The organism is Streptomyces subrutilus, from assembly GCF_001746425.1.
In the GTDB taxonomy this organism is placed as follows: domain Bacteria; phylum Actinomycetota; class Actinomycetes; order Streptomycetales; family Streptomycetaceae; genus Streptomyces; species Streptomyces subrutilus_A.
Map to the genome: position 1 here is coordinate 5,401,634 of NZ_MEHK01000001.1, position 25,621 is coordinate 5,427,254.

Annotated in this window: 21 protein-coding genes; 14 read left to right on the forward strand and 7 right to left on the reverse strand. The window is 74.0% G+C overall.

What is annotated here, in order from left to right:
• The first annotated feature begins 105 nt into the window (after positions 1-105).
• Together BGK67_RS25415 and BGK67_RS25420 are read left to right on the forward strand one after the other, a co-directional pair.
• A complete protein-coding gene (locus BGK67_RS25415; protein WP_069922246.1) occupies positions 106-810 on the forward strand; it encodes a response regulator transcription factor in 705 nt (234 codons plus the stop codon).
• Positions 811-822: 12 nt separating this feature from the next.
• On the forward strand, positions 823-2,235 hold the full coding sequence (locus BGK67_RS25420; protein ID WP_069922247.1) for a sensor histidine kinase: 1,413 nt from the start codon (positions 823-825) through the stop codon (positions 2,233-2,235).
• A gap of 9 nt (positions 2,236-2,244) precedes the next feature.
• Here the strand turns inward: BGK67_RS25420 and BGK67_RS25425 are convergent, their stop codons facing one another.
• On the reverse strand, positions 2,245-4,401 hold the full coding sequence (locus BGK67_RS25425) for an endo-beta-N-acetylglucosaminidase (protein ID WP_079154364.1): 2,157 nt from the start codon (positions 4,399-4,401) through the stop codon (positions 2,245-2,247).
• A 27-nt stretch (positions 4,402-4,428) separates the two neighbouring features.
• A complete protein-coding gene (locus BGK67_RS25430; RefSeq protein WP_069922248.1) occupies positions 4,429-5,682 on the reverse strand; it encodes a glycoside hydrolase 5 family protein in 1,254 nt (417 codons plus the stop codon).
• A gap of 234 nt (positions 5,683-5,916) precedes the next feature.
• Between BGK67_RS25430 and BGK67_RS25435 the strand changes: the two genes are divergently transcribed.
• Both BGK67_RS25435 and BGK67_RS25440 read left to right on the forward strand, forming a co-directional pair.
• Positions 5,917-6,963, forward strand: coding sequence for a LacI family DNA-binding transcriptional regulator (locus BGK67_RS25435; protein WP_069922249.1), 1,047 nt, complete (start codon positions 5,917-5,919; stop codon positions 6,961-6,963).
• A gap of 22 nt (positions 6,964-6,985) precedes the next feature.
• Positions 6,986-8,005, forward strand: coding sequence for an ROK family protein (locus BGK67_RS25440; RefSeq protein ID WP_432215479.1), 1,020 nt, complete (start codon positions 6,986-6,988; stop codon positions 8,003-8,005).
• Here BGK67_RS25440 and BGK67_RS25445 read toward each other — a convergent pair.
• A complete protein-coding gene (locus BGK67_RS25445) occupies positions 7,995-8,990 on the reverse strand; it encodes a TAXI family TRAP transporter solute-binding subunit (RefSeq protein WP_069922250.1) in 996 nt (331 codons plus the stop codon). The two genes, BGK67_RS25440 and BGK67_RS25445, sit on opposite strands and share 11 nt — an antisense overlap.
• A gap of 95 nt (positions 8,991-9,085) precedes the next feature.
• On the opposite strand from BGK67_RS25445, the gene miaB reads away from it, so the two are divergent.
• Together miaB and BGK67_RS25455 are read left to right on the forward strand one after the other, a co-directional pair.
• Entirely contained in the window at positions 9,086-10,603 is a 1,518-nt protein-coding gene (miaB, locus tag BGK67_RS25450; protein ID WP_069922251.1) for a tRNA (N6-isopentenyl adenosine(37)-C2)-methylthiotransferase MiaB, read from the forward strand.
• A 34-nt stretch (positions 10,604-10,637) separates the two neighbouring features.
• Positions 10,638-11,345 (forward strand): class III extradiol ring-cleavage dioxygenase family protein, encoded by a 708-nt coding sequence (locus tag BGK67_RS25455; protein ID WP_069922252.1) that lies wholly within the window; start codon positions 10,638-10,640, stop codon positions 11,343-11,345.
• Between the two features lie 115 nt (positions 11,346-11,460).
• Here BGK67_RS25455 and BGK67_RS25460 read toward each other — a convergent pair whose 3' ends face one another.
• Together BGK67_RS25460 and BGK67_RS25465 are read right to left on the reverse strand one after the other, a co-directional pair.
• Complete coding sequence (locus BGK67_RS25460; RefSeq protein ID WP_069922253.1) at positions 11,461-11,799, reverse strand: antitoxin; 339 nt, start codon at positions 11,797-11,799, stop codon at positions 11,461-11,463.
• A gap of 23 nt (positions 11,800-11,822) precedes the next feature.
• Positions 11,823-12,038, reverse strand: coding sequence for a hypothetical protein (locus BGK67_RS25465; RefSeq protein WP_069924101.1), 216 nt, complete (start codon positions 12,036-12,038; stop codon positions 11,823-11,825).
• Positions 12,039-12,223: 185 nt separating this feature from the next.
• Between BGK67_RS25465 and miaA the strand changes: the two genes are divergently transcribed.
• The 6 genes from miaA to hflX all read left to right on the forward strand — a co-directional run bounded on the left by miaA (position 12,224) and on the right by hflX (position 20,273).
• Positions 12,224-13,162, forward strand: a complete 939-nt coding sequence (gene miaA, locus BGK67_RS25470) for a tRNA (adenosine(37)-N6)-dimethylallyltransferase MiaA (RefSeq protein WP_069922254.1) — start codon at positions 12,224-12,226, stop codon at positions 13,160-13,162.
• Positions 13,163-13,294: 132 nt separating this feature from the next.
• Positions 13,295-13,858: a hypothetical protein gene (locus tag BGK67_RS25475; protein WP_107488853.1), complete on the forward strand. Its 564-nt coding sequence runs from the start codon at positions 13,295-13,297 to the stop codon at positions 13,856-13,858.
• A 34-nt stretch (positions 13,859-13,892) separates the two neighbouring features.
• Positions 13,893-14,768, forward strand: a complete 876-nt coding sequence (gene dapF / locus BGK67_RS25480) for a diaminopimelate epimerase (protein WP_069922255.1) — start codon at positions 13,893-13,895, stop codon at positions 14,766-14,768.
• A gap of 140 nt (positions 14,769-14,908) precedes the next feature.
• Positions 14,909-17,056 carry a RelA/SpoT family protein gene (locus BGK67_RS25485; protein ID WP_069922256.1) on the forward strand — a complete coding sequence of 716 codons (2,148 nt, stop codon included), beginning with the start codon at positions 14,909-14,911 and terminating at the stop codon, positions 17,054-17,056.
• Positions 17,057-17,219: 163 nt separating this feature from the next.
• Positions 17,220-18,659, forward strand: a complete 1,440-nt coding sequence (locus BGK67_RS25490; RefSeq protein WP_069922257.1) for a M1 family metallopeptidase — start codon at positions 17,220-17,222, stop codon at positions 18,657-18,659.
• Positions 18,660-18,767: 108 nt separating this feature from the next.
• A complete protein-coding gene (gene hflX / locus BGK67_RS25495; RefSeq protein WP_069922258.1) occupies positions 18,768-20,273 on the forward strand; it encodes a GTPase HflX in 1,506 nt (501 codons plus the stop codon).
• Between the two features lie 90 nt (positions 20,274-20,363).
• Here the strand turns inward: hflX and BGK67_RS25500 are convergent, their stop codons facing one another.
• Entirely contained in the window at positions 20,364-21,530 is a 1,167-nt protein-coding gene (locus tag BGK67_RS25500) for a trypsin-like serine peptidase (RefSeq protein ID WP_069922259.1), read from the reverse strand.
• Positions 21,531-21,784: 254 nt separating this feature from the next.
• Between BGK67_RS25500 and BGK67_RS25505 the strand changes: the two genes are divergently transcribed.
• Positions 21,785-23,236: a diaminobutyrate--2-oxoglutarate transaminase family protein gene (locus BGK67_RS25505; protein WP_432215480.1), complete on the forward strand. Its 1,452-nt coding sequence runs from the start codon at positions 21,785-21,787 to the stop codon at positions 23,234-23,236.
• A gap of 281 nt (positions 23,237-23,517) precedes the next feature.
• On the opposite strand, the gene BGK67_RS40135 is transcribed toward BGK67_RS25505, so the two are convergent.
• Positions 23,518-23,781, reverse strand: coding sequence for a hypothetical protein (locus tag BGK67_RS40135; protein ID WP_069922261.1), 264 nt, complete (start codon positions 23,779-23,781; stop codon positions 23,518-23,520).
• On the opposite strand from BGK67_RS40135, the gene BGK67_RS25515 reads away from it, so the two are divergent.
• Positions 23,690-25,618, forward strand: a complete 1,929-nt coding sequence (locus BGK67_RS25515) for an IucA/IucC family protein (protein ID WP_244291306.1) — start codon at positions 23,690-23,692, stop codon at positions 25,616-25,618. The genes BGK67_RS40135 and BGK67_RS25515 overlap by 92 nt on opposite strands.
• Positions 25,619-25,621 lie beyond the last annotated feature (3 nt).

A 25,621-nucleotide genomic window follows, 5' to 3' on the forward strand; every position in this document is an offset into this window, starting at 1 on the left:
GGCGCGCCGAGCCGGAACCCCCTTGACGTGGGACTCCGCATCAGCATGGATGCAAGGTGGCCCTGAACGGGAGCCCAAGACCGAGAGAACGGAGCGGGGGACGACATGAGACTGCTGCTCGTCGAGGACGACGACCACGTCGCCGCCGCCCTGTCCGCGATCCTCGCCCGGCACGGCTTCCAGGTCACCCACGCCCGCAGCGGCGAGGAGGCCCTCCAGGCCCTGCTGCCCGCCGGAGCCCCGCCCTTCGGCGTCGTCCTGCTCGACCTCGGGCTGCCCGACCAGGACGGCTACGAGGTGTGCGGCAAGATCCGCAAGCGCACCGCCACGCCGGTCATCATGGTGACCGCGCGGGCCGACGTGCGCTCCCGCATCCACGGCCTGAACATGGGCGCCGACGACTACGTCGTCAAGCCCTACGACACCGGCGAACTCCTGGCCCGCATCCACGCGGTCGCCCGGCGCACCGGCGCCTCCGAAGAAGCCGCCGCCACCGGCACCGGGACGCCCACCACGGTCCGGCTCGGCTCCGTCAGCATCGAGCTGCCCACCCGCCGGGTCAGCGTCGACGGCGCCGACGTGCCGCTCACCCGCAAGGAGTTCGACCTGCTGGCGCTCCTCGCGCAGCGGCCCGGGGTCGTCTTCCGCCGCGAGCAGATCATCAGCGAGGTGTGGCGCACCAGCTGGGAGGGCACGGGCCGCACCCTCGAGGTCCACGTCGCCTCGCTGCGCTCCAAGCTGCGCATGCCCGCCCTCATCGAGACCGTCCGCGGGGTGGGCTACCGGCTCGTCGCCCCCACCAGCCCCTAAGGAACCCGCTCCGTGCGCGCCAGGCTCCTCCCGCTGCTCGTCGTCCTGATGGCGGGCACGCTCCTCGCGCTCGGCTTCCCGCTCGCCGTGAGCCTGGCCGCCGGACAGCAGCAGCGGGTGGTCGTCGACCGGATCGACGACAGTGCCCGCTTCGCCGCCCTGGCCCAGTTCGTCATCGACGCCGAGGGCGCCGGATCCAGCGGCGCCGACGAGCGCATCGCGACCCTCCAGCACGAACTCGCCCGCTACCAGGACGTGTACGGCATCCGTGTCGGCATCTTCTACCGCGACGACAACGCCATGGCCCGGGCCCCCGGCTGGTGGCAGCTCCCCGAGTCCGGAGAGGGCCGCGAGGCCTTCAAGGAGGCACTGGCCGGGCGGCGCAGCCACGACCCGGGCCAGGTGTGGCCCTGGCAGACGGACGCCAGACTCCTCGTCGCCTCTCCGGTGGTCCTCGACGGGGACGTGGTCGCCGTCGTCGCCACCGAATCGCCCACCGACCAGATGCGCGGCCGGATCCTGCGGGGCTGGCTGCTCATCGCGAGCGGGCTCGCCGCCGCCATGCTGGTCGCCTTCGGCGCCGCCCTGCGGCTCACCAGTTGGGTCCTCAAGCCCGTGCAGACCCTGGACGCGGCCGCCCACGGCATCGCCACCGGGCGGATGAACTCGCGCGTCGCGGCCGCCGGCGGCCCTCCGGAACTCCAACGCCTGGCCCGCTCGTTCAACGAGATGGCCGACAACGTCGAAGAGGTGCTGGAGCAGCAGCGGGCGTTCGTCGCCGACGCCTCCCACCAGCTGCGCAACCCGCTCGCCGCGCTGCTCCTGCGGATCGAGCTGCTCGCCCTCGAACTCCCCGAGGGAAACGAGGAGATCGCCTCCGTGCGCACCGAGGGCAAGCGCCTGACCCAGGTCCTGGACGACCTGCTGGACCTGGCGCTGGCCGAGCACGCCTCCGCCGAGATCAGCCTCACCGACATCGGCGCGCTGACCGCCGAACGGGTCGCTGCCTGGAGCCCGTACGCCGAGGAGAAGGGCGTACGGCTCATCGGCACGGGCCGCTCCGCCGTCACGGGCTGGGCCGACCCCATCGCGCTGTCCAGCGCGCTCGACGCCGTCATCGACAACGCCCTGAAGTTCACCCCCGAGGGGGAGGAAGTCGAGGTCTCGGTCTCGGTCCGCGAACGCACCGTGCGCGTGGCCGTCGCCGACCGCGGCCCCGGCCTCACCGAGGACGAGCTGCTCCGCATCGGCGACCGGTTCTGGCGCAGCGGCCGGCACCAGAACGTCAAGGGGTCCGGGCTCGGCCTGTCGATCTCCCGGGCGCTGCTCGCCGCGGGCGGCGGGTCCCTCTCGTACGAGACGAACCCGCCGCACGGCCTGCGGGTGACGGTGACGGTGCCGCGCACCGCACCGCACACCCCCTGACCTGCGCTTCTACCAGGTCAGGGTGGTGCGGGCCGGGAGGGAGGCCGCATACAGCTCGTCCACGGCCCGCACCTCGAGGACCGTGGCCCGCTCCCGGCCGGCCCGCTGGACGGCGGGCAGGTAGAGGGCGGTGCCGCAGGTGCCCCCGAGGAAGCGCCGGGTGCCCTCGGGCAGTACCCGGGACACCGTGTACTGCCGGATAGGCCCGGCCGCCCGGCGCCACGACAGGCGCAGCCGTGCCCGGTCCTCGTGGCGGGCCGCGGCGTCCACGGTCAGGGCGGCGGGAGGCGCCGGGCGCCGGCCGGCGGCGGTGTCGCGTACCGACAAGGCCCCGAGCCGCCACTCCACGGCTTCCTTCCCGATTCCCGTGATCCGTACGGCAAGTCCGTACGCCGTCCTCCCCGCCAGTGCCGAGAGCCCGACCCGCGTCCGGCGCCAGGCCCGCCCCGCGCCGAGGGTCCGTGCCCGGAGCCAGGTGTACGGCACGGGTTCGCCCGGGGCGGCGGGCTCGCGGGTGGCCACCCCGACCTCCACGGCGACCGGCCCCGCCTCGGTGGCGTGCACCAGCTCCAGGACCGTGGACCGGGTCAGCGCAAGGCGGGTCGCGTGCAGCCCGACGGCGGCCGGGGCGGTGAGGGGGCCGGCGACGAGCAGGCTGGAGCCGCCGCGCCAGGCCCGCGCGAAGTCCAGGGTCACCGCGGGCTGAGGCCCGGCGGTGTCCACGGCCCAGCGGCGTCCCGGCAGCCGGTCCTGGAGCCCGAGGTGGCTCCACGGAGCCTCGGAGGCGACCTCGCCCTCCTCGTACCAGCGCTCCCCGTGCCCGGTGTTGAAGGAACAGGCGAACGGCAGCGAGGCGACCGTGGACCGGTCGGCCACGGCCGTGGCCGGGGCGCGCCAGGGGTCCTCGGGGTCCGGGCGGGACGGATCGAGGGACCTGCCCGTCCAGAACCGGTCGTCGGCGCGGTGGAAGGCGCCGGGGGAGCGGTCGGTGAGGTGGCTCAGGGTCCATTCCGGCCGGTAGAAGCCGTAGCTGACGACGTGGTCGCGCTCGCGCGGGATGATCGCGTCCCAGCGGACGGCGGAGTCCCAGCCGTGGGACTCGGTGTCCACCGCCGCCCACAGCTCGTGGCGGGAGCGGCCCAGGCGGTCGGCGAGCGCGCCGGAGTCGGCCAGGCTCTGCGGGGTCCAGCGGAAGTCCACGAACATGGTGTCCGCGACCTTGCCGGCGCGGTCCTCGAAGAACTCCTGGTTGAGCTCGTTGAGCGCGCCCTGCCAGCCGACCCGGCCGGTGGTGTTCATCGCGTCGTACCACGTGATGCGCAGCCCGTGCGGCTCACCGGCAGCCCGCAGGGCGCGCAGGAACCGCCGCATGAGCGTGGCGATTTCGCTGTCCCCGCCCTCGGTCTCGGCGTTGACGAACCAGCCGTCGAAGCCGTACGCCGAAGCCACCCGCACCAGCTGCTCGGCGATCGGGAAGCGGCCGAGGGGGTCCCGCTGGACCAGGTCGCGGGTCCACCGGAGGTCGCCGCCGTAGGCCGCCGGGGGCAGGAACACGTTGCCCAGCACCCGGACCCCGTTGCGGTGGGCCGCGTCGACCACGGGGGCGTTCGGGGCGAGGACGATGCCCTCGCCGGCGGAGCCGCCCCAGAACACCAGTTCGTCGATGTACGCCCAGTGCGTCAGCGCGTAGGAGTCGGCGGTGGCCGAGCCCTGCGAGGGGTTCCGCGCGGTGGGGCCGAAGGAGACGAGGGAGGCGATCCGGGCCTGGCCGGCGCGGGCGCCGCGGTGCGGCGGGACCGGGGTGAAGCGCGGCGCGAGCGGGACGGTGGCGGTGTTGTGGGCGAGATCGGGGTCGCTCTGCGGGGTCCACTGCTTGAGCGAGCGCCAGACGATCCCGGGGCCGGGGGAGCCTTCGGGGAGGGAGTCGGGGAACCAGTAGGAGGCGTACGGGGCCAGGTCGACGGGGGCGGGCGTGGCGGCCGTGGCGCCCGGGGCCCCTGCGGCGGCGGCCGCAGCCGGAGCGGATCCGGCCGCGAGGGCGAGGGCTCCCGCCCCGGCTGCCAGGACCGTGCGCCGGGCCGGTGGTGATTCCTCGCGCTGTAACGCATCGCGCCGTGACGCGTCGCGCCGTAGTGCGGCGCGTCTCAAGGCATCGCTCTCGGACATGGCGGCTCCTCCGCAGGGGCGTCACGGTCAGGTCGGTTCGGGGACGCGCAACACCTCGGTGATGCCGCGCGAGGACAGGTGCGCGGGGTCCGCGGCGAGTTCGGCCAGCACCACCGCCGGCCGGACCCCCTGCGCGGTGAGCGCCGCCCACGCCTCGAAGAACGCGCCGCCGGGCGCGCACACCGAGCGCCGCGGAGCCGCGTCCGCCCCGCCGACGTCCACCACCAGCGCGGTGGACCGTACGGCGGGACGGTGCGCGCGCCCCCGCCACCGCGCGGCGATCCGGGCGAGGGCGGCCCCGGCGGGCTTGGTGCGGCGGTCGTTGGTGAGCAGGCCGAGGCCGTACTCCAGCTCGGGGAAGTCCGCGAGCTCCCGGGAGACGTCGTGCGAGCACCACCAGGTCACGCCCCACAGGTCCGGGCAGTCCAGGGCGCCCGCCACAGTGGCTTCGGTGAACGCGGCCGCCCGCTCGGCCCCGATCAGCGGGGCGGGGGAGCCGACCTCCTGGAGCCACACCGGGCGGTGCGGGTCGAGCGCCCAGGCCTTGGACAGCTCGATCAGGTACGCGGCGTGCTGCTCGGTGGCCGTCCCCGCCGGGCCGTGGCGCTGGGCGGTGCCGTTGAACACCCAGGAGTGCACTGCGGTGGCCGCGCCCAGCCGCGCGGCCTGGGCGACGGTGAAGGGGTGCCCGTCGCGGTACCAGGCGGCGTCGTACTCGGCGTGCACGTGGAACCGCCCGGGCGCGCCCTCCTCGCAGGCGGCGAGCATCCGCTCCAGCCAGCGCGCGGCCTGCCGCGGGGTGATCCGGTCGGGGTCGGGGTGGGGGTCGTCGGAGAACTGGTTGATCTCGTTGCCGACGGTCATGCCCAGGAAGTTGGGCCGGTCCGCGAGGGCGGCGGCCAGCGTGCGCAGGTACTCCGCCTGGCCGGAGACGACCTGCCGGTCGGCGAACAGGCTGCGCCGGTGCCAGGTCCTGGTCCAGGCGGGCAGGAAGTCGAAGCTCGACAGGTGTCCCTGGAGCCCGTCCACCGCGACGTCGAGGCCGCGTTCGGCGGCCGCGTCGGCGAGCGCGACGAGCTGCTCCACGGCGCGCGGCCGGATCAGCGTCCGGTTCGGCTGGAACACCGGCCACAGGGGAAACACGCGGACGTGGTCCAGCCCGAGTGCGGCGAGCGAGTCGAGATCCGCCCTGACCTCGTCGAGGTCGAAGTCCAGCCAGTGGTGGAACCAGCCCCGGGAGGGCGTGTAGTTGGCACCGAAACGGAGCGCGTCTTCGTGCACTGGGCGTCCCTGGAGTCCTGAGGAATTCACCGGGCGGGCCACAACCTGCCGGGGCGGACCGGGAAAGTCAACAGGGCGTCGAAAGCCGGTACTTATGCGCTTCAGCCCTGTTGACACAAGGGTTTCGGTCATCCGACCCTGGGGGAACTAATGCGCTTTAGCCGCGACTTTCCCCGTTGCGGCGCGCGGAATGTGACAGCGGTATTCCGCCGGTCACCGAAGGACGAGGCAGGCATGGCCCGCAGACCCACCATCAAGGACATCGCCCGCCGCGCCGGGGTGTCGCAGAGCGCCGTCTCCTTCGCGCTCAACGGCCGGCCGGGCGTCTCCGACGACACCCGTGCCCGCATCCGCCGCGTCGCCGAAGAGCTCGGCTGGCAGGCCAACAGCGCCGCCCGGGCCCTGTCCGGCGAACGCTCCGGAGCCGTCGGACTGGTCCTCGCGCGCCCCGCGCACACGCTCGGCGTCGAATCCTTCTTCCTCCAGCTCGTCTCCGGCATCCAGGAGGTCCTCTCCGCCGCCCGGACCGCGCTGCTGTTCCAGGTCGTCGAGGACATCGACGCCGAGTGCGCCGTCTACCGCCGCTGGTGGGCCGAGCGGCGGGTCGACGGCGTCCTCGTCGTCGACCCCCGTACCCGCGACCCGCGCCCCGCACTGCTCGGGGAGCTGGCCCTGCCCGCCGTCATGGTCGGCGAGGGGAACCCCTCCCGGGCCGAAGCCGCCGTCTCCTCGGTCCGGGCCGACGACGCCGGGGCGATGACCCGGATCCTGGACCACCTCCACGGGCTCGGCCACCGCCGCATCGTTCACATCGCCGGGCTCCCCGACCTCGCCCACACGGCCCGCCGCATCGAGGCGCTGCGCACCGAGGCCGCCCGCCGGGGGCTCGGCCCCGACCGGGTGCGCTCGGTCGTCACCGACTACTCCGACGCCGAGGGCGCGGCGGCCACCCGCAGGGTCCTCGCCGAGCCGGAGCCCCCCACCGCGCTCGTCTACGACAACGACGTGATGGCCGTCGCCGGGATCGCGGTCGCCGCCGAGCTCGGCATCGCCGTGCCCGGCCGGCTCTCCCTGGTGGCCTGGGACGACTCCGCACTGTGCCGGGTCACCCACCCCCGGCTCACCGCCCTCGTCCGGGACACCGCCGGCTTCGGCCGGCTCGCCGCCCAGGAACTCCTCGCCGTCCTCGCGGGACGGCCCCCCGCGGTGCGCACGAGCGAGCAGCCGCGGCTGGAGCCCCGCGAGAGTACGGCGCCGCCGGCGGCGCATACTGAATCCTGACCCCTTGCCTGGAGCCGCCACCGTGACCACTCCCACCGCCCCGTTCCCCACGCCGCGCGCCGGCGCCTCGGCCGCAGGCCTCACGGTGGCGATCGACATCGGCGGGACCAAGATCGCCGGGGCGCTCGTGCACCCCGACGGCACGATGACGGCCACGACCCGCCGTCCCACCCCGCCCTCCCGGGACGCGGACACCGTGATGGCGGCGGTCACCGAGGTCATCGCCGACTTGTCCGGCTCCCCGCTGTGGCCCTCCGCCGTCCGCTGCGGGATCGGCAGCGCCGGCCCGGTGGACTCCTCCCGGGGCACGGTCAGCCCGGTCAACATCGGGGCGTGGCGGGAGTTCCCGGTCCTCGACCGGATCACGGAGGAGCTCGCGGCACGCGGAGCCGCCGTCCCCGCCGTACTGGCCGGTGACGGCGTGGCGATGACCGCGGCGGAACACTGGCTGGGCGCGGCCCGGGGCCACGCGAACGCCCTGTGCATGGTGGTCTCCACCGGGGTCGGAGGCGGCCTCATCCTGAACAACCAGCTCCACCCCGGTCCCACTGGCAACGCAGGCCACATCGGCCACATCACCGTGGCCTTCGACGGCGACCCCTGCGTCTGCGGCAGCCGGGGCTGCGTCGAGTCCATCGCCTCCGGCACCGCCATCGCCGGCTGGGCCCGCGCCCGGGGCTGGACCCCGGCGGAGCCCGGCGGCGACGCCACGGCGGCCGGCGTGGCCGCCGCCGCCGAGGCCGGGGACGCGGTCGCGCTGGCCGCCTTCGACCGGGCGGGCCGCGCCCTGGCGGCGGCCATCGCGGCCACGGCGACCCTCGTCGAGACGGACATCGCGGTGATCGGCGGCGGTGTCGCCGCCTCCGGCGAAACCCTCTTCGCCCCGATCCGCGGCCATCTCGCCGACTACGCCACGCTGTCCTTCGTCCAGGGCCTGAAGGTGGTCCCGGCGAGCCTGGGCACGCACGCGGGCCTGATCGGCGCGGCCGCCGCGGCGACCATGCTGCTGCCCCAGGCCGGAACGCCGACCGCTACGGCTTGACCGAGCGGTAGTGGCGCCGCGCGCCCTCGTGCAGGTCCAGGGGATCGGTGTAGATCGCGGTCCGCAGGTCCACCAGCTGCGCGGCGTGCACCTCGCGCCCGATGTCGTCGCGGCTGGCGATCACCGTCCGGGTGAACTGCTCGGTCAGCCCGAGGTCCGTGCCCTCCGTGGTCACCAGCAGGTTCGGCACGGCCAGGGTGGCCACCGCGCTGGTGTTGCGCGCCCGCGCGTACGCGTCCTGCGGCATCACCGCCGCCCGGTAGTAGCGCGCCGGGCTTCCGCTTCCCTGCAGCCGCTCCACCAGGTCGCCGAGCTGCACGAGCCTGATGTCGAACCGCTCCGACAGTTCCCGCACCGCGTTCGTCGGCAGTCCGCCCGACCAGAAGAAGGCGTCGATCCGCCCGGCCTCCAGCTCGGCCGGCATGGTGTCGATGCCGATGGACACCGGGGTGACGTCCCGCACCGGGTCCAGCCCGGCAGCCGTCAGCAGCCGCTCCGAGATGAGCCGCACCCCGGATCCCGGCTGTCCGATCGCCACCCGCTTGCCCCGCAGGTCCCGCGCCGACTGCACCGGGGACCCGGCCGGCACCACCAGCTGCACGTAGTCGTCGTAGAGCCGGGCGACCCCGCGCAGCGAGTCGGCGCCGGGCTTGCCGTCCTGCCGGTACTTGGCCACCGCGTCCGCCGTCGCCACCGTGAAGTCCGCCTCCCCGGCGGCCAGCCGCTGCAGGTTCTGCTGCGAGCCCTCGCTGGTCTCCAGCCGCACCTCCACCCCGGGCATGTCCTGCCGCAGCTGCTGCTCCAGCAGCTCTCCGTACCGGTGGTAGACCCCGGTCCTGACGCCCGTGCTGAAGGTCAGCTCCCCCTTGAGCTCCGGCTCCCCGAAGGGTTTCAGCCACCAGACCAGGACGCCGAGCAGGGCGAGTACGGCCACCAGGGCCCGCAGGGCGTGGCGCCTGCTGATCCGGGGCGGTACGTGAGGCATGGCCGCGATCCTGCCACCCGTCCGCCGTCCTGTCACGGCGCGGGCCGCCGCCCCGGGCGGCCGGAGGGCCTCCGGGCACCGCCTACCCTTGTTCCATGACCAGCAGCAGCGACCGGAGCACGGCAGTGGACGTCAAGGGAACATACGAGGTGCGCACCTACGGGTGCCAGATGAACGTGCACGACTCCGAGCGGCTCTCCGGTCTGCTCGAGGGCGCCGGCTACGTCCGGGCGCCCGAGGGCTCCGACGGCGACGCCGACGTGGTGGTCTTCAACACCTGCGCGGTCCGCGAGAACGCCGACAACAAGCTGTACGGCAACCTAGGCCGGCTGGCCCCGATGAAGACCAAGCGGCCCGGCATGCAGATCGCCGTCGGCGGCTGCCTCGCCCAGAAGGACCGCGACACCATCGTCAAGCGGGCCCCCTGGGTCGACGTCGTCTTCGGCACGCACAACATCGGCAAGCTCCCCGTGCTGCTGGAGCGCGCCCGCGTCCAGGAGGAGGCGCAGGTCGAGATCGCCGAGTCGCTGGAGGCGTTCCCCTCCACGCTGCCGACCCGCCGCGAGTCCGCGTACGCGGCCTGGGTGTCGATCTCCGTCGGCTGCAACAACACCTGCACCTTCTGCATCGTCCCGGCGCTGCGCGGCAAGGAGGAGGACCGCCGTCCCGGCGACATCCTCGCCGAGGTCGAGGCCCTGGTCGCCGAGGGCGTCTCCGAGATCACCCTGCTCGGCCAGAACGTCAACGCCTACGGCTCCGACCTGGGCGACCGCGAGGCGTTCAGCAAGCTGCTGCGCGCCTGCGGGCAGATCGAGGGCCTGGAGCGGGTCCGCTTCACCTCCCCGCACCCGCGCGACTTCACGGACGACGTGATCGCGGCGATGGCCGAGACCCCGAACGTGATGCCGCAGCTGCACATGCCGCTGCAGTCCGGCTCGGATCCGATCCTCAAGGCGATGCGCCGGTCGTACCGGCAGGAGCGCTTCCTCGGGATCATCGAGAAGGTCCGCGCCGCGATCCCGCACGCGGCGATCTCCACCGACATCATCGTGGGCTTCCCCGGCGAGACCGAGGAGGACTTCCAGCAGACGATGCACGTGGTGCGCGAGGCCCGCTTCGCGAGTGCCTTCACCTTCCAGTACTCCAAGCGGCCCGGCACCCCCGCCGCCGACATGGACGGGCAGATCCCCAAGGAGGTCGTCCAGGACCGCTACATGCGCCTGGTCGCCCTCCAGGAGGAGATCTCCTGGGAGGAGAACAAGAAGCAGGTCGGCCGCACGCTGGAGGTCATGGTCGCGGAGGGCGAGGGCCGCAAGGACGGCGCCACCCACCGCCTGTCGGGCCGCGCCGCCGACAACCGCCTGGTCCACTTCACGAAGCCGGAGGCGGAGGTCAGGCCGGGCGACGTGGTCACCGTGGACATCACCTACGCCGCCCCGCACCACCTGCTGGCCGAGGGCCCGACCCTGACCGTGCGCCGCACCCGCGCCGGCGACGCCTGGGAGAAGCGCAACGCCGCCCCGGCCCAGCCCGCCGGTGTGATGCTCGGCATCCCGACCCTGGGTGTCCCGGCCCCGCTGCCGGCCGCCACCTCGGGCTGCGCGATCGACTGACCGCCGGCCGCGGGCGGCGGCTAGGCTGCGGATCATGCTCGTAGCCGCTGCCGTCTGTCCCGCCCCGCCGCTGCTCGTGCCGGAGGTCGCCGCGGGGGCCGCCGCCGAACTCGGCGACGCCCGCACCGCCTGCTCCGACGCCGTCGCGGTGCTCGCCGCCTCCCGGCCCGACCTGCTCGTCGTGGTCGGAGCCGCCGACCAGGACCACCTCGGCCCCTACCCGCAGGGTGCCCGCGGCTCCTTCCGCGGATTCGGCGTCGAGGCCGACGTACACCTCGGCGAGGGGGAGGAGGGGCCGCGCCTGCTGCCCCCCTCGCTCGCCGTGGGCGCCTGGCTGCTGCGCCGTGCCCGCTGGGGCGCGGCCCCCGTCGAGGGGCTCGGGGTCGCGCAGCGGCTGGACGCCGGGCGGTGCCTGGAAACGGGCCGGGAGCTCGCCGCGCGCGAGGCCCGCGTCGCCCTGCTCGTGATGGGCGACGGCAGCGCCTGCCGGACGCTGAAGGCCCCCGGCTACCTCGACGAGCGCGCCGCCGCCTTCGACGCGGCCGCCGCCCGGGCGCTGGGCGCCGCCGACGCGGCCGCGCTCGCCGCCCTCGACGCCGAGCTCGCGGCCGAACTCCTGGCCGCCGGACGGGCCCCCTGGCAGGTCCTGGCGGGCGCCGCCGAGGGCGCGGGGCTCGACGGCCGACTGCTGTACGAGGACGCGCCGTACGGGGTCGGGTACTTCGTCGCGGCCTGGTCCTAGGCGGGACCGCGCTCCGGAACGGCGGAGGGGCGCGGGAACGGCGGAGGGGCGCGGGAACGGCGGAGGGGCGCGGGACCGGCATCAGCCGGTCCCGCGCCCCTCTTCCGTCACCGCGTCAGGAAGCGGGCGGCGGCGTCGGACCACCGGGCGGCGGGGTCGGCGCCGTCGGCGGCGTGGTCGGCCCCCCAGGGGTGGTCGGCCCGCCGGGCGGAGTCGGCCCGCCGGGCGGAGTCGGCCCGCCGGCGTCCTTGTGCGCGATCTTGCCCAGGGCGTCCTGCGCCTTGCCCTTGCCGCTCGTGATCCGGTCGCTGTACTTGCCGTGGGTCTTGGAGTCCACGGCCTTCGCCACCTTGTCCAGGCCCTCGGCGATCCTGCCCTCGTTCTTCTGGGCGAGGTCGCCGACCTTCTCCTTCGCCGGAGCGAGCTTGGCCTTCAGATTGTCCAGCAGGCCCATGGGTCACCTTCCGTTGGCGGTCGCTACGTACGGGCGCCCTCGGCGGCTTCGCTGTCCACGGCCACCTCGGCCGACTGCTGCTTCGGGATCTCCACGGCTTCCGCCGCCGGAGCCTCCGCAACCGCCGGCTCGGCCTCGGCCTCGTCGGCCGTACCGGACTCCGCCGTCACGGCCTCGGCCGCGACCTCCTCGGTCGCAACCTCGTCCTTACGACGGAAAAACCGATTAAAAACGCCCATGTCTACTCCCATAACGCTACGCGTGTGAGTGAAGTTCCGCCCTGGCCGGACCGGCCTGCCGGACGTGCCCCGCACGGCGCACTCCGGCCGGAACCTCGCCAGGGCAACGAACCCGCCCCCACCCCGTCACCTCACCCGATCGGGTACATGACCGTGTCTTGACCGGGGGCTGCGAGACTGGGGCGGTGAGGAAAGCAGCCCCCGCCCCGCGGGTCATCGCCGTCGTCGGACCCACCGCGGCCGGAAAGTCCGATCTGGGCGTCGCCCTGGCCCGCCATTTCGACGGGGAAGTCGTCAACGCCGACTCCATGCAGCTGTACCGGGGGATGGACATCGGCACCGCCAAGCTGACGACCGAGGAACGGGGCGGGATCCCCCACCACCTCCTCGACATCTGGGACGTCACCGAGACCGCCAACGTCGCCGAGTACCAGCGCCTGGCCCGCATCGAGATCGACAAGCTCCTCGCGCAGGGCCGTACGCCCGTCCTCGTCGGCGGATCCGGCCTGTACGTGCGCGGCGCCCTGGACGCGATGGAGTTCCCCGGCACCGATCCCGAGGTCCGCGCCCGGCTGGAGGGGGAGCTCACCCTGCGCGGCCCCGGCGCCCTGCACGCCCGCCTCGCCGCGTCCGACCCGGCCGCCGCCCAGGCGATCCTGCCCAGCAACGGCCGCAGGATCGTCCGTGCCCTGGAGGTCATCGAGATCACCGGCCGCCCCTTCACCGCCAACCTGCCCGGCCACGAGTCCGTCTACGACACCGTGCAGATCGGCGTGGACGTGGCCCGGCCGGAGCTCGACGAGCGGATCGCGCTGCGGGTGGACCGGATGTGGGAGGACGGGCTGGTGGACGAGGTCCGCGCCCTCGAGGCCCGCGGACTGCGCGACGGAATCACCGCCTCCAGGGCGCTGGGCTACCAGCAGGTGCTCACCGCGCTCGCCGGGGAGTGCACCGAGGACGAGGCGAGGGCCGAGACCGTGCGCGCCACCAAGCGGTTCGCCCGGCGGCAGGACTCGTGGTTCCGCCGCGACCCGCGGGTGCACTGGCTCAGCGGGGCGGCCGCCGACCGGGGGGAACTCCCCCGGATCGCGCAGACGTTGGTCGAACGAGCGGTCACAGCCTGATCACGTGATGGCATCGGGACGCCCCGGGCGCCCGTCGGGGGGTCGGCGGCGTGCCATCATCAAACTCTTGGCGGTGCGGTCACCGCCACTGCATGGCGGCGTACTGGGTCCGAGTGGGGAGGGCGCGTGGCGATGGAGGCCGGCCCTCGTGACACCGGGCAGGACAACACCCGGCGGGAAGCGGACCCGAAGCTTCTCGACCGGCTGGACGAGCACGGCAACGGGCGCGGAATCGGGAACGGAAGCGGAACCGGGACGGGGTCCGAAGTCGCCGGGCTCGGGCTGCCCGCCGACCCGGCGGGGCTGACGCCCGACGGCCCCGACGCGCCGGACACCCCGGACGTCGAGGTGGGCGGGCCCGAGTTCGAGGTCGAACTGCGCCCGCAGCGCCGCCTGCGCCTGTGGCAGATCGCCCCCATCGTCATGCTCGGCGCCGCCGGTTCGCTGATGTTCGCCTTCCCGCTCGCCTTCGAGTTCGGCGACGGCGGAGCCGTGGTCGCCATGCTCGGCTTCCTGATCAGCTGCTGCGCCGGCGGCTGGGGCATGATGGCCGCCCGCCGCGTCGGCTACACGTGGCCCGGGCTCCCGGCCCGGGGCAGCGGCCGCCGGCCCGACTGGCGCGTGGCCGGGCTGTACGCCGTGGCCGCGCTGGCCCTCGTAGCCCTCGCCGTGTACCGGGTGGCGCGGCTCCGCTGACCGCCCGTGACCAGCGGATCGGTACCATGGGCGGGTGACGCACAACAGCCTCTCCTTCCTCAAGGGCCACGGCACCGAGAACGACTTCGTGATCATTCCGGACCCGGACAACGCCATCGAGCTGTCCGCTTCCGCCGTCGCGAAGCTGTGCGACCGGCGGGCGGGCCTCGGCGGCGACGGCGTCCTGCACGTGGTCCGGTCCGCCGCCCACCCCGACGCCGCGCACCTGGCCGGCGAGGCGGAGTGGTTCATGGACTACCGCAACAGCGACGGCTCCGTCGCCGAGATGTGCGGCAACGGCGTGCGCGTCTTCGCCCGCTACCTCCAGCACGCCGGCCACGTCGAGCCCGGCGACCACGCGATCGCCACCCGGGGCGGCGTCAAGCACGTCCACCTCGACAAGAGCGGCGACGTGACCGTCGCGATGGGCCGGGCCGTACTCCCCGAGGGCGAGGTCACCGTCTCCGTCGGCGAGCGCAGCTGGCCCGCGCGCAACGTCAGCATGGGCAACCCGCACGCCGTGGCCTTCGTCGACAGCCTCGACGACGCCGGAACCCTCTACACCGCCCCCCCGTTCAGCCCCGCGTCCGCCTACCCGACCGGCGTCAACGTCGAGTTCGTCGTCGACCGAGGCCCCCGCCACGTCGCCATGCGCGTGCACGAGCGGGGCTCCGGCGAGACCCGGTCCTGCGGCACCGGCGCCTGCGCCGTCGCCGTGGCCGCCATCCGCCGCGACGGCCTGGACCCGGCCGCCACCGGCGAACCGGTCACCTACACCGTCGACCTCCCCGGCGGGACCCTGGTCATCACCGAGCACCCCGACGGGCGGATCGACATGACCGGACCGGCCGTGATCGTGGCCGCGGGCGAGTTCGAGGCAGCCTGGCTCACCGAAACGGCTTTCGGCTGAAGCTTCCCTCTAATGGGTGATCCATTTCACGCTGGGCGAGAGGTGGACTGCGCCACGTGGTGGGGTCGGTAACATCAGGCACCGGCCCTGAGGGCTCACCCCATGCCCGCCACCGCCGGTCGAAGCCGCCGGAGGTGCCCATGAGTGCAGAGGCCACGAACCCCGAAGCACACCCCGAAGCGCGCCCTGAGCTCCGCAGACGCGGCCGGACCAGGCTCGATCTGCGCCGGCTCGGACGCGCGGCCCTGCTCGGACCGACGTCCCGCGACCGCCTCCCGGACGCCATCGGCCACGTCGCGGAGGCACACCGCGCCCACCATCCGGACGCCGATCTGTCCGTTCTGCGGCGCGCCTACCTCCTCGCCGAGACCTCGCACCGCGGCCAGATGCGCAAGAGCGGTGAGCCGTACATCACCCACCCGCTCGCCGTCACCCTGATCCTGGCCGAACTCGGCGCCGAGACCACCACGTTGACGGCCTCCCTCCTCCACGACACCGTCGAGGACACGGACGTGACCCTCGATCAGGTCGGCGAGGAGTTCGGCGACGAGGTCCGCTTCATCGTCGACGGCGTCACCAAGGTCGAGAAGATCGACTACGGCGCCGCCGCCGAACCCGAGACCTTCCGCAAGATGCTCGTCGCCACCGGCAACGACGTCCGCGTGATGTCCATCAAACTCGCCGACCGGCTGCACAACATGCGCACCCTCGGAGTGATGCGCCCCGAGAAGCAGGCCCGCATCGCCAAGGTCACCCGCGACGTCCTCATCCCGCTCGCCGAACGGCTCGGCGTCCAGGCCCTCAAGACCGAGCTGGAAGACCTCGTCTTCGCCATCCTGCACCCCGAGGAGTACGAGCGCACCCGCGCGCTCATCGCGGCCCACGCGGGGGAGCGCGACCCGCTGCCCGCCATCGCCGACTCCGTACGGACCGTCCTGCGCGAGGCGGGGATCACCGCCGAAGTGCAGGTCCGGCCGCGGCATTTCGTCTCGGTGCACCGGATCGCCCTCAAACGCGGCGAACTGCGCGGCTCCGACTTCGGCCGCATCCTCGTCCTCGTCGGCGAGAACGCCGACTGCTACGCGGTGCTGGGGGAGCTGCACACCTGCTTCACCCCGGTCGTCTCGGAGTTCAAGGACTTCATCGCCACCCCGAAGTTCAACCTCTACCAGTCGCTGCACACCGCCGTCGCCAACCCCGACGGCCACGTGGCCGAGGTCATCGTGCGGACCCGGCAGATGCACCGCGTCGCGGAGGCGGGCGTGGTCGCGCTCGGCAACCCGTACGCCACCGCGCCCGCCGCGCCCCCGCTGTGCGCCAAGGCCGCGCCCACCACCTCCACCGCGGCCGCCGACGCCGTGGGGGTCCCGGCCGCCGCCGATCCGTACGAGGAGCGCGTGGACCCCACGCGGCCCGGCTGGCTGTCCCGGCTGCTCGACTGGCAGCAGTCCGCGCCCGACCCCGACACCTTCTGGAGCGTCCTGCGCGCCGAACTCGCCCAGGACCGGGAGATCACCGTCTTCCGGGCCGACGGCGGGACGCTGGGCCTGCCCGCCGGGGCCAGCTGTATCGACGCCGCCTACGCGCAGCACGGCGAGGCGGCCCACGGCTGTATCGGCGCCCGGGTCAACGGGCGTCTCACCTCCCTGTCCTCCCCGCTGTCCGACGGCGACACCGTGCAGCTCCTGCTCGCCCAGGACGCCTCCTCGGGCCCCGCCGCCGAATGGCTGGACCACGCCCGGACCCCGGCCGCCCGGATCGCCATCAGCAGCTGGCTCGAAGCCCATCCCGACCGCGCGATGGCCACCACCACGGCCGCCCGGGCGCCCCTGTCGGTGGTCGGGGCGCGCGGCGGCGGGGCCAACGCGGTCGCCGACCTGCCGAACGCCCCCGTGCGCCTCGCGGGCTGCTGCACCCCGGTGCCGCCGGACGCGGTCGCCGGCTTCGTGGTCCGGGGCGGGGCCGTCACCGTGCACCGCACCCACTGCGCCGCGGTCGCCCGGATGCGGGCCGTGGGCCGTACCTCCGTCGCCGTGCACTGGCGGGCCACGGCGGACTGCCGGGTCACGCTGCTCGCCGAATCCTTCGGCCGCCCCCATCTGCTCGCCGACCTGACCGAGGCCATCGCCCGCGAGGGCGTCGAGGTGGTCTCCGCGACCGTGGAACCCCCCGTGGAACAGCGGGTCCGGCACTCCTACACCCTCCAGCTGCCCGACGCGGCCGGCCTGCCCGCCCTGATGCGGGCCATGCGGAACGTACCGGGCGTGTACGACGTCAGCCGCGTCTAGGGGCCGCCGAGACCTGCCGACCGGGCCGACCGGACCGGAGGAGCCGGCCGGACCTCTGGGTGCGGCCCGCGGCTAGCCCGCGTCCCCGCCACAGGACCCCGTTCGGGTGGCCCCGTCGCGCGCCGTACCCGGCCGTGTGGCAGACGCTGGTATGCGGTGGTGGATGCAGCTCACCTCCCCGCGCCTGCGCGCCGCCCTGCTCGCCGCGGCCTCCCTCACCCTCGTCGCCGCCGTACTGCCCCCGCCGACGCCGCTGGGCATCGGCGACCGGCTCTTCCCCGAGCTCGGGAACCCCGGGTACGACGTGCTCTCGTACGACCTGTCCTTCACGTACAAGGACAACCGCACCCCCCTCGACGCCGTCACCGTCATCGACGCCCGCGCCCTGGAGCCGCTGGAGCGGATCAACCTGGACTTCACCCACGGCAAGGTGGCGTCCGCCGAGGTCAACGGCGAGCCCGCCCGGTTCGAGAGCGTGGGGGAGGACCTCGTCCTGACGCCCGCCCGACCGGTCACCGCGCACGTGCCGCTGCACATCACGGTCCGGCACACCAGCGTCCCGCGGGGACGCGCGGACGGCGGCTGGGTGCCCACCGAGGACGGCCTGGCCATGGCCAACCAGGCCGACGCCGCCCACCGGGTCTTCCCCTGCAACGACCACCCCGCCGACAAGGCGTTCTTCACCTTCCGGGTCACGGCCCCCGAGGCGCTCACGGTCGTCACCAACGGAGTGCCCGTCGCGGCGGCCCTGCGGGCGGGCTCATCGAAGACCTGGACGTACCGGACCCTGCACCCGATGGCCACGGAACTGGCCCAGGTCTCGGTCGGGCGCTCCGCGGTCGTCCACGGCACCGGACCGCACGGGCTGCCGCTGCGCGACGTGGTGCCCGCCGGTGACCGCAAGAGGCTGGATCCCTGGCTGAGGAAGACCGCCGGCCACATCGCGTGGATGGAGGAGCGCGTCGGCCGCTACCCCTTCGAGAACTACGGGGTGCTGATCGCGCGCGCCACCACCGGCTTCGAGCTCGAGACGCAGACCCTCTCCCTCTTCGAGCACAGCCTGTTCTCGGGCGACGGCTACCCCGAGTGGTACGTGGAGTCCGTCATGGTCCACGAGCTCGCCCACCAGTGGTTCGGCGACAGCGTCGCCCCCCGCACCTGGTCCGACCTGTGGCTCAACGAGGGACACGCCACCTGGTACGAGGCCCTGTACGCCGACGGCCTCGGCAAGTACTCCCTGGAGCGGCGCATGCGCGAGGCCTACCAGCGCTCCGACCAGTGGCGGGCCGCCGGCGGCCCCCCGGCCGCCCCGAAGGCGGCGGCGCCGGGCGAGAAGATCGGCCTGTTCCGGCCGGTGGTCTACGACGGGGCCGCACTGATCCTCTACGCGCTGCGCCAGGAGATCGGCACCCAGGCCTTCGACCGCCTCGAGCGCCGCTGGGTGGCGGAGCACAAGGACGGGGTCGCCGGCACGCAGGACTTCGTACGCCTGGCCTCGCAGGTGGCGGGGCGGGACCTGACGGCCTTCATGGAGCCGTGGCTGTACGGGAAGACGACCCCGGCGATGCCCGGCCACCCGGAATGGAGCGGGAAAAGCGTGTGACCCGCCTGCAGCGGGCATGTCACCATCGTCAGGGCCGTTCGGGAATCCCGGAGCGGTGTGACACGTTGAAGGTGTCAGCTATCCGAATCAAATCGACGTAAGGATCCAATGACCTCCTCTTCTTCCCCTTCCCAGGACGCGCGGGACGCACAGGACGTGCGCGACGCGCCGAGCTTCACCGAGAGCCTTCGGGCCGATGCCCTGATGGAAGAGGACGTCGCCTGGAGCCACGAGATCGACGGAAACCGGGACGGCGAGCAGTTCGAACGCTCCGAGCGCGCGGCCCTGCGCCGTGTGGCCGGCCTCTCCACCGAGCTCGAAGACGTCACCGAGGTCGAGTACCGACAGCTCCGCCTGGAGCGTGTCGTCCTCGTGGGTGTCTGGACCTCCGGCACGGTGAACGACGCGGAGAACTCCCTCGCGGAGCTCGCCGCCCTCGCCGAGACGGCAGGCGCCCTCGTACTCGACGGTGTGATCCAGCGCCGCGACAAGCCGGACCCGGCCACCTTCATCGGTTCCGGCAAGGCGCGGGAGCTGCGCGACATCGTCATGGAGAGCGGCGCCGACACCGTCGTCTGCGACGGCGAGCTCAGCCCCGGCCAGCTCATCGCCCTCGAAGACGTCGTCAAGGTGAAGGTGGTCGACCGGACCGCCCTCATCCTGGACATCTTCGCCCAGCACGCCAAGTCCCGAGAGGGCAAGGCACAGGTCGCCCTCGCGCAGATGCAGTACATGCTTCCGCGCCTGCGCGGCTGGGGTGCGTCGCTTTCCCGGCAGATGGGTGGCGGCGGCGGTGGCGGCATGGCCACCCGAGGCCCCGGTGAGACCAAGATCGAGACGGACCGGCGACGGATCCGCGAGAAGATGGCGAAGATGCGCCGGGAGATCGCGGAGATGAAGACCGGCCGCGACATCAAGCGGCAGGAACGGCGCCGCAACAAGGTCCCCTCGGTCGCCATCGCCGGCTACACCAACGCCGGAAAGTCCTCGCTCCTCAACCGCCTCACGGGCGCGGGCGTACTGGTGGAGAACGCGCTGTTCGCCACCCTCGACCCGACCGTGCGCCGGGCCGAGACGCCGAGCGGCCGGGTCTACACCCTGGCCGACACCGTCGGCTTCGTCCGGCACCTGCCCCACCACCTCGTCGAGGCGTTCCGCTCCACGATGGAGGAGGTCGGCGACTCCGACCTCATCCTGCACATCGTGGACGGCTCGCACCCGGCGCCGGAGGAGCAGCTGGCGGCGGTCCGCGAGGTCATCCGCGAGGTCGGCGCGGTGAACGTGCCCGAGATCGTGGTGATCAACAAGGCGGACGCCGCGGATCCGCTGGTCCTCCAGCGGCTGCTGCGCATCGAACGGCACTCCATCGCCGTCTCGGCGCGCACGGGCCTGGGCATCGAGGAACTCCTCGCGCTCATCGACTCGGAGCTGCCGCGGCCCGAGGTCGAGGTGGAGGCCCTGGTGCCGTACACCCGGGGCTCGCTCGTAGCCAAGGCGCACGCCGAGGGCGAGGTGCTCTCCGAGGAGCACACCCCCGAGGGCACCCTGATCAAGGTGCAGGTCCACCAGGAGCTGGCGGCGGACCTCGCTCCGTACGCGCTCGCCAAGCGGTGACGCACGCACGCGAGTGAACGACCGGGGCCCCCTGCGACGCAGGGGGCCCCGGTCGTTCCAGGTCTGAACTGGCGCTACTTCAAATCGCGGCTACTTGAACTTGCCGCTCACCGCGTCGAAGATGCCCTTCGCCTCCGGACCCAGCCGGGGTCCGGCCAGCCAGCCCGCCTTGGCCGGGCCGATCGAGGTGTTCGACACCAGCGCCGGCTTGCCGTCCGCGCCCGCCGCGACCCAGCCGCCGCCGGAGGAGCCACCCGTCATGGTGCAGCCGATGCGGTACATCACCGGCTCGTTGGCCGTCAGCGACAGCCGGCCCGGCTTGTCCGCGCACTGGTAGGCCTTCTGCCCGTCGAACGGCGCGGCCGCCGGGTAGCCGGTGGCCGTGATGCTCGCGACCTTCGGCACCGAGGGAGCGGCGAACTCCACCGGGAGCGCCGAACCAACCGTCTCCTCCAGGGACTTGCCGCTGCCCTTCTCCGGGGTCACGTGCAGCACCGCGAAGTCGTACGGGGCACCCGCGCCGCCGGTCGGACCGCCGTTCGCGATCCACTGGTCGGAGGTCTGCGCCCAGTCGCTCCACCAGACGCCGTACGGAGCCACCTGCTCGCGGGGTGCGCCCTTGAGCTGCGCCGCGGGCTTGCCCGCGTTGTTGTACGACGGGACGAAGGCGATGTTGCGGTACCAGCCGCCGGACTTGCCCGCGTGCACGCAGTGGCCCGCCGTCCAGACCAGGTTGGACTTGCCGGGGTGCGCCGGGTCCTTGACCACGGTCGCCGAGCAGACCATCGAGCCCTCGGGCCCGTCGAAGAAGACCTTGCCGGCCTCCGGAACGCTCTGGTGGTAGGGCGGCTTCGCCGCCTTGGCCGCCACCGGCGCCGGGGTCGGGTCGGTGACGCCCTGGTCCTTGCCCGCGTCCGGGTCGACGGCCGGCTGCTTCGGCTGCTCCGCGCCACGCATGCGGTCCGGGTCCCACAGGTCCTCGATGATCGGGTTGACGTAGTCGCCCGCCTCGCGGAGCCAGTCCTCCTTCTTCCAGTTCTTCCACGCACCCCCCTTCCACTTCTCCAGGTCGATGCCGTGCTCCTTGAGCTTGTCCTTGAGCTGGTCCGGGATCTTGATCCCGTCCGTGCCCGGGAGGCTCGCCGCCACGGTCGGCTTGGCGTCGCCGCCGGCCTCCCCGTCGCCGGGCCCGCAGGCGGCGGTCAGCGCGAGCGCGGCCGCGCACAGGATCGCGGTGACCGGTCGGTTCGGTCGCATGTCGTTCGTCCCCCTGGTGGATTCGAGGCATGGAGTGCAGCCCCCCACTATGCCGCCGAGGTTGGGGACGGCACAGCCCGGGGCCGCGGTTCCCCCGCCCCTCCCCGCCCTCCCTCGCCCCGCGGGCAAGGATCTTGGAGCCACCCGTGATCCGTCGCCGTCGGCGTCGTTGGGACGTACGGGGGATGGGCGGGCAGCGCTCGTGTTCGAGGCGCAATCCGGAAGGAGCACTCCGTGCGGGAGGACCGACACTCGTGGCTTTGACCGAGCCGACGGCGGCCGCGGCCGCCGCACAGACACCGACACTGCCGCAGGAATCTCCTCCGCAGGGGTCTACTGCGCAGGCATCTCCTCCGCAGACCCAGACCCAGGTACCGGTGCAGGGGAGCCGGTTGCCGGGAGGCGGCGCCCCGGCCTTCGCCGACGGCATCCTCCGCAGGCAGGCGCAGCGGGAGTCCGCCGCCCGGACGTACGCGCGCTCGCTGCCCATCGTCCCCGTCCGGGCCCGCGGGCTGACCATCGAAGGCGCGGACGGCCGCCGTTACCTCGACTGCCTCTCCGGGGCCGGGACCCTCGCCCTCGGGCACAACCACCCGGTCGTCCTCCAGGCCATCCGCGGAGTGTTGGACTCCGGGGCCCCGTTGCACGTGCTCGACCTCGCCACCCCGGTCAAGGACGCCTTCACCTCCGAGCTGTTCGCCAACCTGCCGCCCGAACTGGCCGCCGACGCCCGGATCCAGTTCTGCGGACCGGCCGGCACGGACGCCGTGGAGGCCGCCCTCAAACTGGTCCGTACGGCGACCGGCCGCTGCGGGCTGCTCGCCTTCACCGGGGCCTATCACGGGATGACCGCCGGAGCCCTGGACGCCTCGGGCGGCGCCCAGGACGTACGGGTGACCCGGCTGCCGTACCCGCAGGACCACCGCTGCCCCTTCGGAGTCGGCGGCGCCGAGGGAGCCGAGCTCGGGGCCCGCTGGACCGAGAACCTGCTGGACGACCCCAAGGGCGGGGTGCCCGCGCCCGCCGGGATGATCCTCGAACCGGTGCAGGGCGAGGGCGGGGTCATCCCGGCCCCCGACGCCTGGCTGCGCCGGATGCGGGAGATCACCGCGGCCCGGGGGATCCCGCTGATCGCGGACGAGGTGCAGACGGGGGTCGGCCGGACCGGTGCCTTCTGGGGCGTCGACCACGCCGGGGTGGTGCCCGACGTGATGGTCCTGTCCAAGGCCATCGGGGGCAGCCTGCCGCTCGCGGTGATCGTCTACCGAGCGGGCCTGGACGTGTGGGCCCCGGGCGCTCACGCGGGCACCTTCCGCGGCAACCAGCTCGCCATGGCCGCCGGCACCGCCACGCTCGCCTTCGTCCGCGAGAACCGCCTCGCCGAGCGTGCCGCCGCCCTGGGCGAGCGGATGCTGACGGCCCTGCGCGGCCTGGCCGCCGCCCACCCGTGCATCGGGGACGTACGGGGCCGCGGCCTGATGATCGGCGTCGAACTCGTCGACCCCGACACCGGGTCCGCCGCGCCGGCCCTCGCCGCGGCCGTCCGCCAGGAGTGCCTGGACCGCGGCCTGATCGTCGAACTCGGCGGCCGCCACAACACCGTCGTCCGCCTGCTTCCCCCACTGACCCTGACCGACGAGCAGGCCGCGGCGGTCCTCGACCGCCTGGCCGACGCCATCCCGTCCGCCGCCCGCCGGACCCCCTGACCCGCACCCCGAGGACCCCCGATGCCCGATCCCCACCAGCCCACCCCACCCCCCAACCACCCCCACCCAGAACCCCCACCCCAGAACCCGCCACACGGACAGCCCCCTTCCCCAGGGCCCGAGCAAACCCAGCCCCCAGGCCAAGGCCCCTCCGATAGCCCGACCCCGACCCCGACCCCGACCCCGACCCCGACCCCGGCTCCGGTCCCGGTCCCGGCCCCGGCCCCGGCTCTGGGGCACGGCCCCAGCCCGGCCGAGGCTCACCCCGCCCAGGCCCAGGCTCAGGCTTCGGCCCAGGCCCAGGCCCAGGGCTCGGCCTCGGGTGCAGCCCAGGTCCAGCCCCAGGCCCAGCCCGCTCCCGCTACCGGCCCCAGCCCCCAGCCCCCCGCGTCCCCGACGGCCCCGCCCGTACCGCCCGCGCCCGGCGGACCGGCGGAGGCGCCGCAGGCGGGGGTGCCGGCCGCCGCTGGGGGAGCGTCGTGGCCGCAGGCTGCCGCGGCGGGGGTCGGGGCGGCGGCCACCGTGCCGCGGCAGAAGGACGGCACGCCAAGGCCCCGAACCGGGTGGGCGGTCCCCGCCGGAGCGCGGCCAAGCGGCGGGCCCGATCCGCTGGATCACCCGGACCCGGCCGTCGCCGCCGAAGCCGCGGCGGTGGAGAACCTCCTCCGCTGCTGGATCCGAGAAGCCGCGATCCGGCGGCCCGACGGCCCCGCCGGAGCCCCGCTGCGCATCCCGCTCCCCGCATCCGGAACGGCCCTGCTCGTCCCCGTCCGGTACTGGTCCGCCACCGGATGGCACCGCTTCGGCCCGGCACGGCTGGCCGGCGCCCCGGCCGCCGCCCGCGCCCTTGACGCCGTCACCGTGGCCGCCCTCCTCGCCCGCGAGGGCGCGACCCCGAGCGCCACCATCCCGGGCCCCGGCACGGACGCGCACACCGGCGCGGGCCGCGGCAGCGCCGACCTCGTCGGCCGGGTCGCCGATTCGGTCCGCCGCACCGCGGAGTTCATCGCCGATCGGCGCGCCCGCCCGGCCGCCCCCGCCCCGATCGGCGTGGACCGCTTCCTGACCGCCGAACAGTCCCTCCTCCTCGGTCACCCCCTCCAGCCGGACCCGAAGAGCCGCGAAGGACTCTCCGAAGCCGAAGTACGCGGCTACTCACCCGAACTCCACGGCTCCTTCCCCCTGCACTGGTTCGCCATCGAGCCCTCCGCGCTCGCCACCGAATCCGCCTGGACCGAGCGGGGCCGCCCCGTCTCCGCCCCCCGGCTCCTGGGCCGACTGGCTCCCGGACTCCCGCTCCCCGACGGCGCCACCCCCCTTCCCCTCCACCCCTGGCAGGCCCGCGACCTGCTCCAGCGTCCCGCCGTCGCCGCCCTCCGCGACGCCGGACTCCTGCACGATCTCGGCGCCCACGGGGCCCCCTGGTACCCCACCTCCTCCGTCCGCACCGTCCACCGACCCGGTTCACCCGCGATGCTCAAGCTCTCGCTGGGCCTGCGCATCACCAACTCCCGCCGCGAGAACCTCCGTAAGGAGCTCCACCGCGGTGTCGAGGTGCACCGTCTGCTCCGCACCGGCCTCGCCGAGCAGTGGCAGGCGGCCCACCCCGGCTTCGACATCGTCCGCGACCCCGCCTGGGTCGCCGTCGACCTCCCGGACGGCGCCCCCGTCCCCGGACTCGACGTCCTGCTGCGCCACAACCCCTTCCGCTCGGGCGACGACGCCGTCTGCATCGCCGCGCTCACCTCTCCCCGCCCCTGGCCCGGCCGGACCACCATGAGCTCCCGGCTCTCCGAGATCGTCTGCGCCCTCGCCGCCACCACCGGACACACCACCTCCGCCGTCGCCGCCGAGTGGTTCCTGCGCTACCTCGACCACGTGGTCCTGCCGGTCCTCGCCTTCGACGCGCTCGCCGGCATCGCCCTCGAATCGCACCAGCAGAACACCCTGGTCCTCCTCGACCCGGCCGGCTGGCCGGTCGGCGGCCGCTACCGCGACAACCAGGGCTACTACTTCCGCGAGTCCCACCGCACGGAACTGGAGCGCCGGCTCCCCGGAATCGGCGGCCTCAGCGACACCTTCGTCTCCGACGCGGTCACCGACGAACGCTTCGCCTACTACCTCGGCATCAACAACGTGCTCGGCCTGATCGGCGCCTTCGGATCCCAGCGGCTCGCCGACGAACGCGTGCTCCTCGCCGCCTTCCGCCGTTTCCTCGGCAAGGCCGCGGGCCTAGGCCCGCTCCCCGCGAAGCTGCTCGACTCACCCACCCTGCGCTGCAAGGCGAACCTGCTCACCCGCCTGGGCGGACTCGACGAACTCGTCGGACCCGTGGACACCCAGTCCGTCTACGTCACCATCACCAACCCCCTCCACGATTGACGC

Bases quoted from the DNA above. Each gene is read 5' to 3' on its own strand.
- BGK67_RS25415 (WP_069922246.1), top strand. From the start codon at position 106: ATGAGACTGCTGCTCGTCGAGGACGACGACCACGTCGCCGCCGCCCTG.
- BGK67_RS25445 (WP_069922250.1), bottom strand. From the start codon at position 8,990: ATGCCTCACGTACCGCCCCGGATCAGCAGGCGCCACGCCCTGCGGGCC.
- BGK67_RS25465 (WP_069924101.1), bottom strand. From the start codon at position 12,038: ATGGGCGTTTTTAATCGGTTTTTCCGTCGTAAGGACGAGGTTGCGACC.
- hflX (WP_069922258.1), top strand. From the start codon at position 18,768: ATGACCTCCTCTTCTTCCCCTTCCCAGGACGCGCGGGACGCACAGGAC.
- BGK67_RS25455 (WP_069922252.1), top strand. From the start codon at position 10,638: ATGCTCGTAGCCGCTGCCGTCTGTCCCGCCCCGCCGCTGCTCGTGCCG.
- BGK67_RS25475 (WP_107488853.1), top strand. From the start codon at position 13,295: ATGGAGGCCGGCCCTCGTGACACCGGGCAGGACAACACCCGGCGGGAA.
- BGK67_RS25500 (WP_069922259.1), bottom strand. From the start codon at position 21,530: ATGCGACCGAACCGACCGGTCACCGCGATCCTGTGCGCGGCCGCGCTC.
- BGK67_RS25490 (WP_069922257.1), top strand. From the start codon at position 17,220: ATGCAGCTCACCTCCCCGCGCCTGCGCGCCGCCCTGCTCGCCGCGGCC.
- BGK67_RS25425 (WP_079154364.1), bottom strand. From the start codon at position 4,401: ATGTCCGAGAGCGATGCCTTGAGACGCGCCGCACTACGGCGCGACGCG.
- BGK67_RS25435 (WP_069922249.1), top strand. From the start codon at position 5,917: ATGGCCCGCAGACCCACCATCAAGGACATCGCCCGCCGCGCCGGGGTG.
- BGK67_RS25460 (WP_069922253.1), bottom strand. From the start codon at position 11,799: ATGGGCCTGCTGGACAATCTGAAGGCCAAGCTCGCTCCGGCGAAGGAG.
- miaB (WP_069922251.1), top strand. From the start codon at position 9,086: ATGACCAGCAGCAGCGACCGGAGCACGGCAGTGGACGTCAAGGGAACA.
- BGK67_RS25485 (WP_069922256.1), top strand. From the start codon at position 14,909: ATGAGTGCAGAGGCCACGAACCCCGAAGCACACCCCGAAGCGCGCCCT.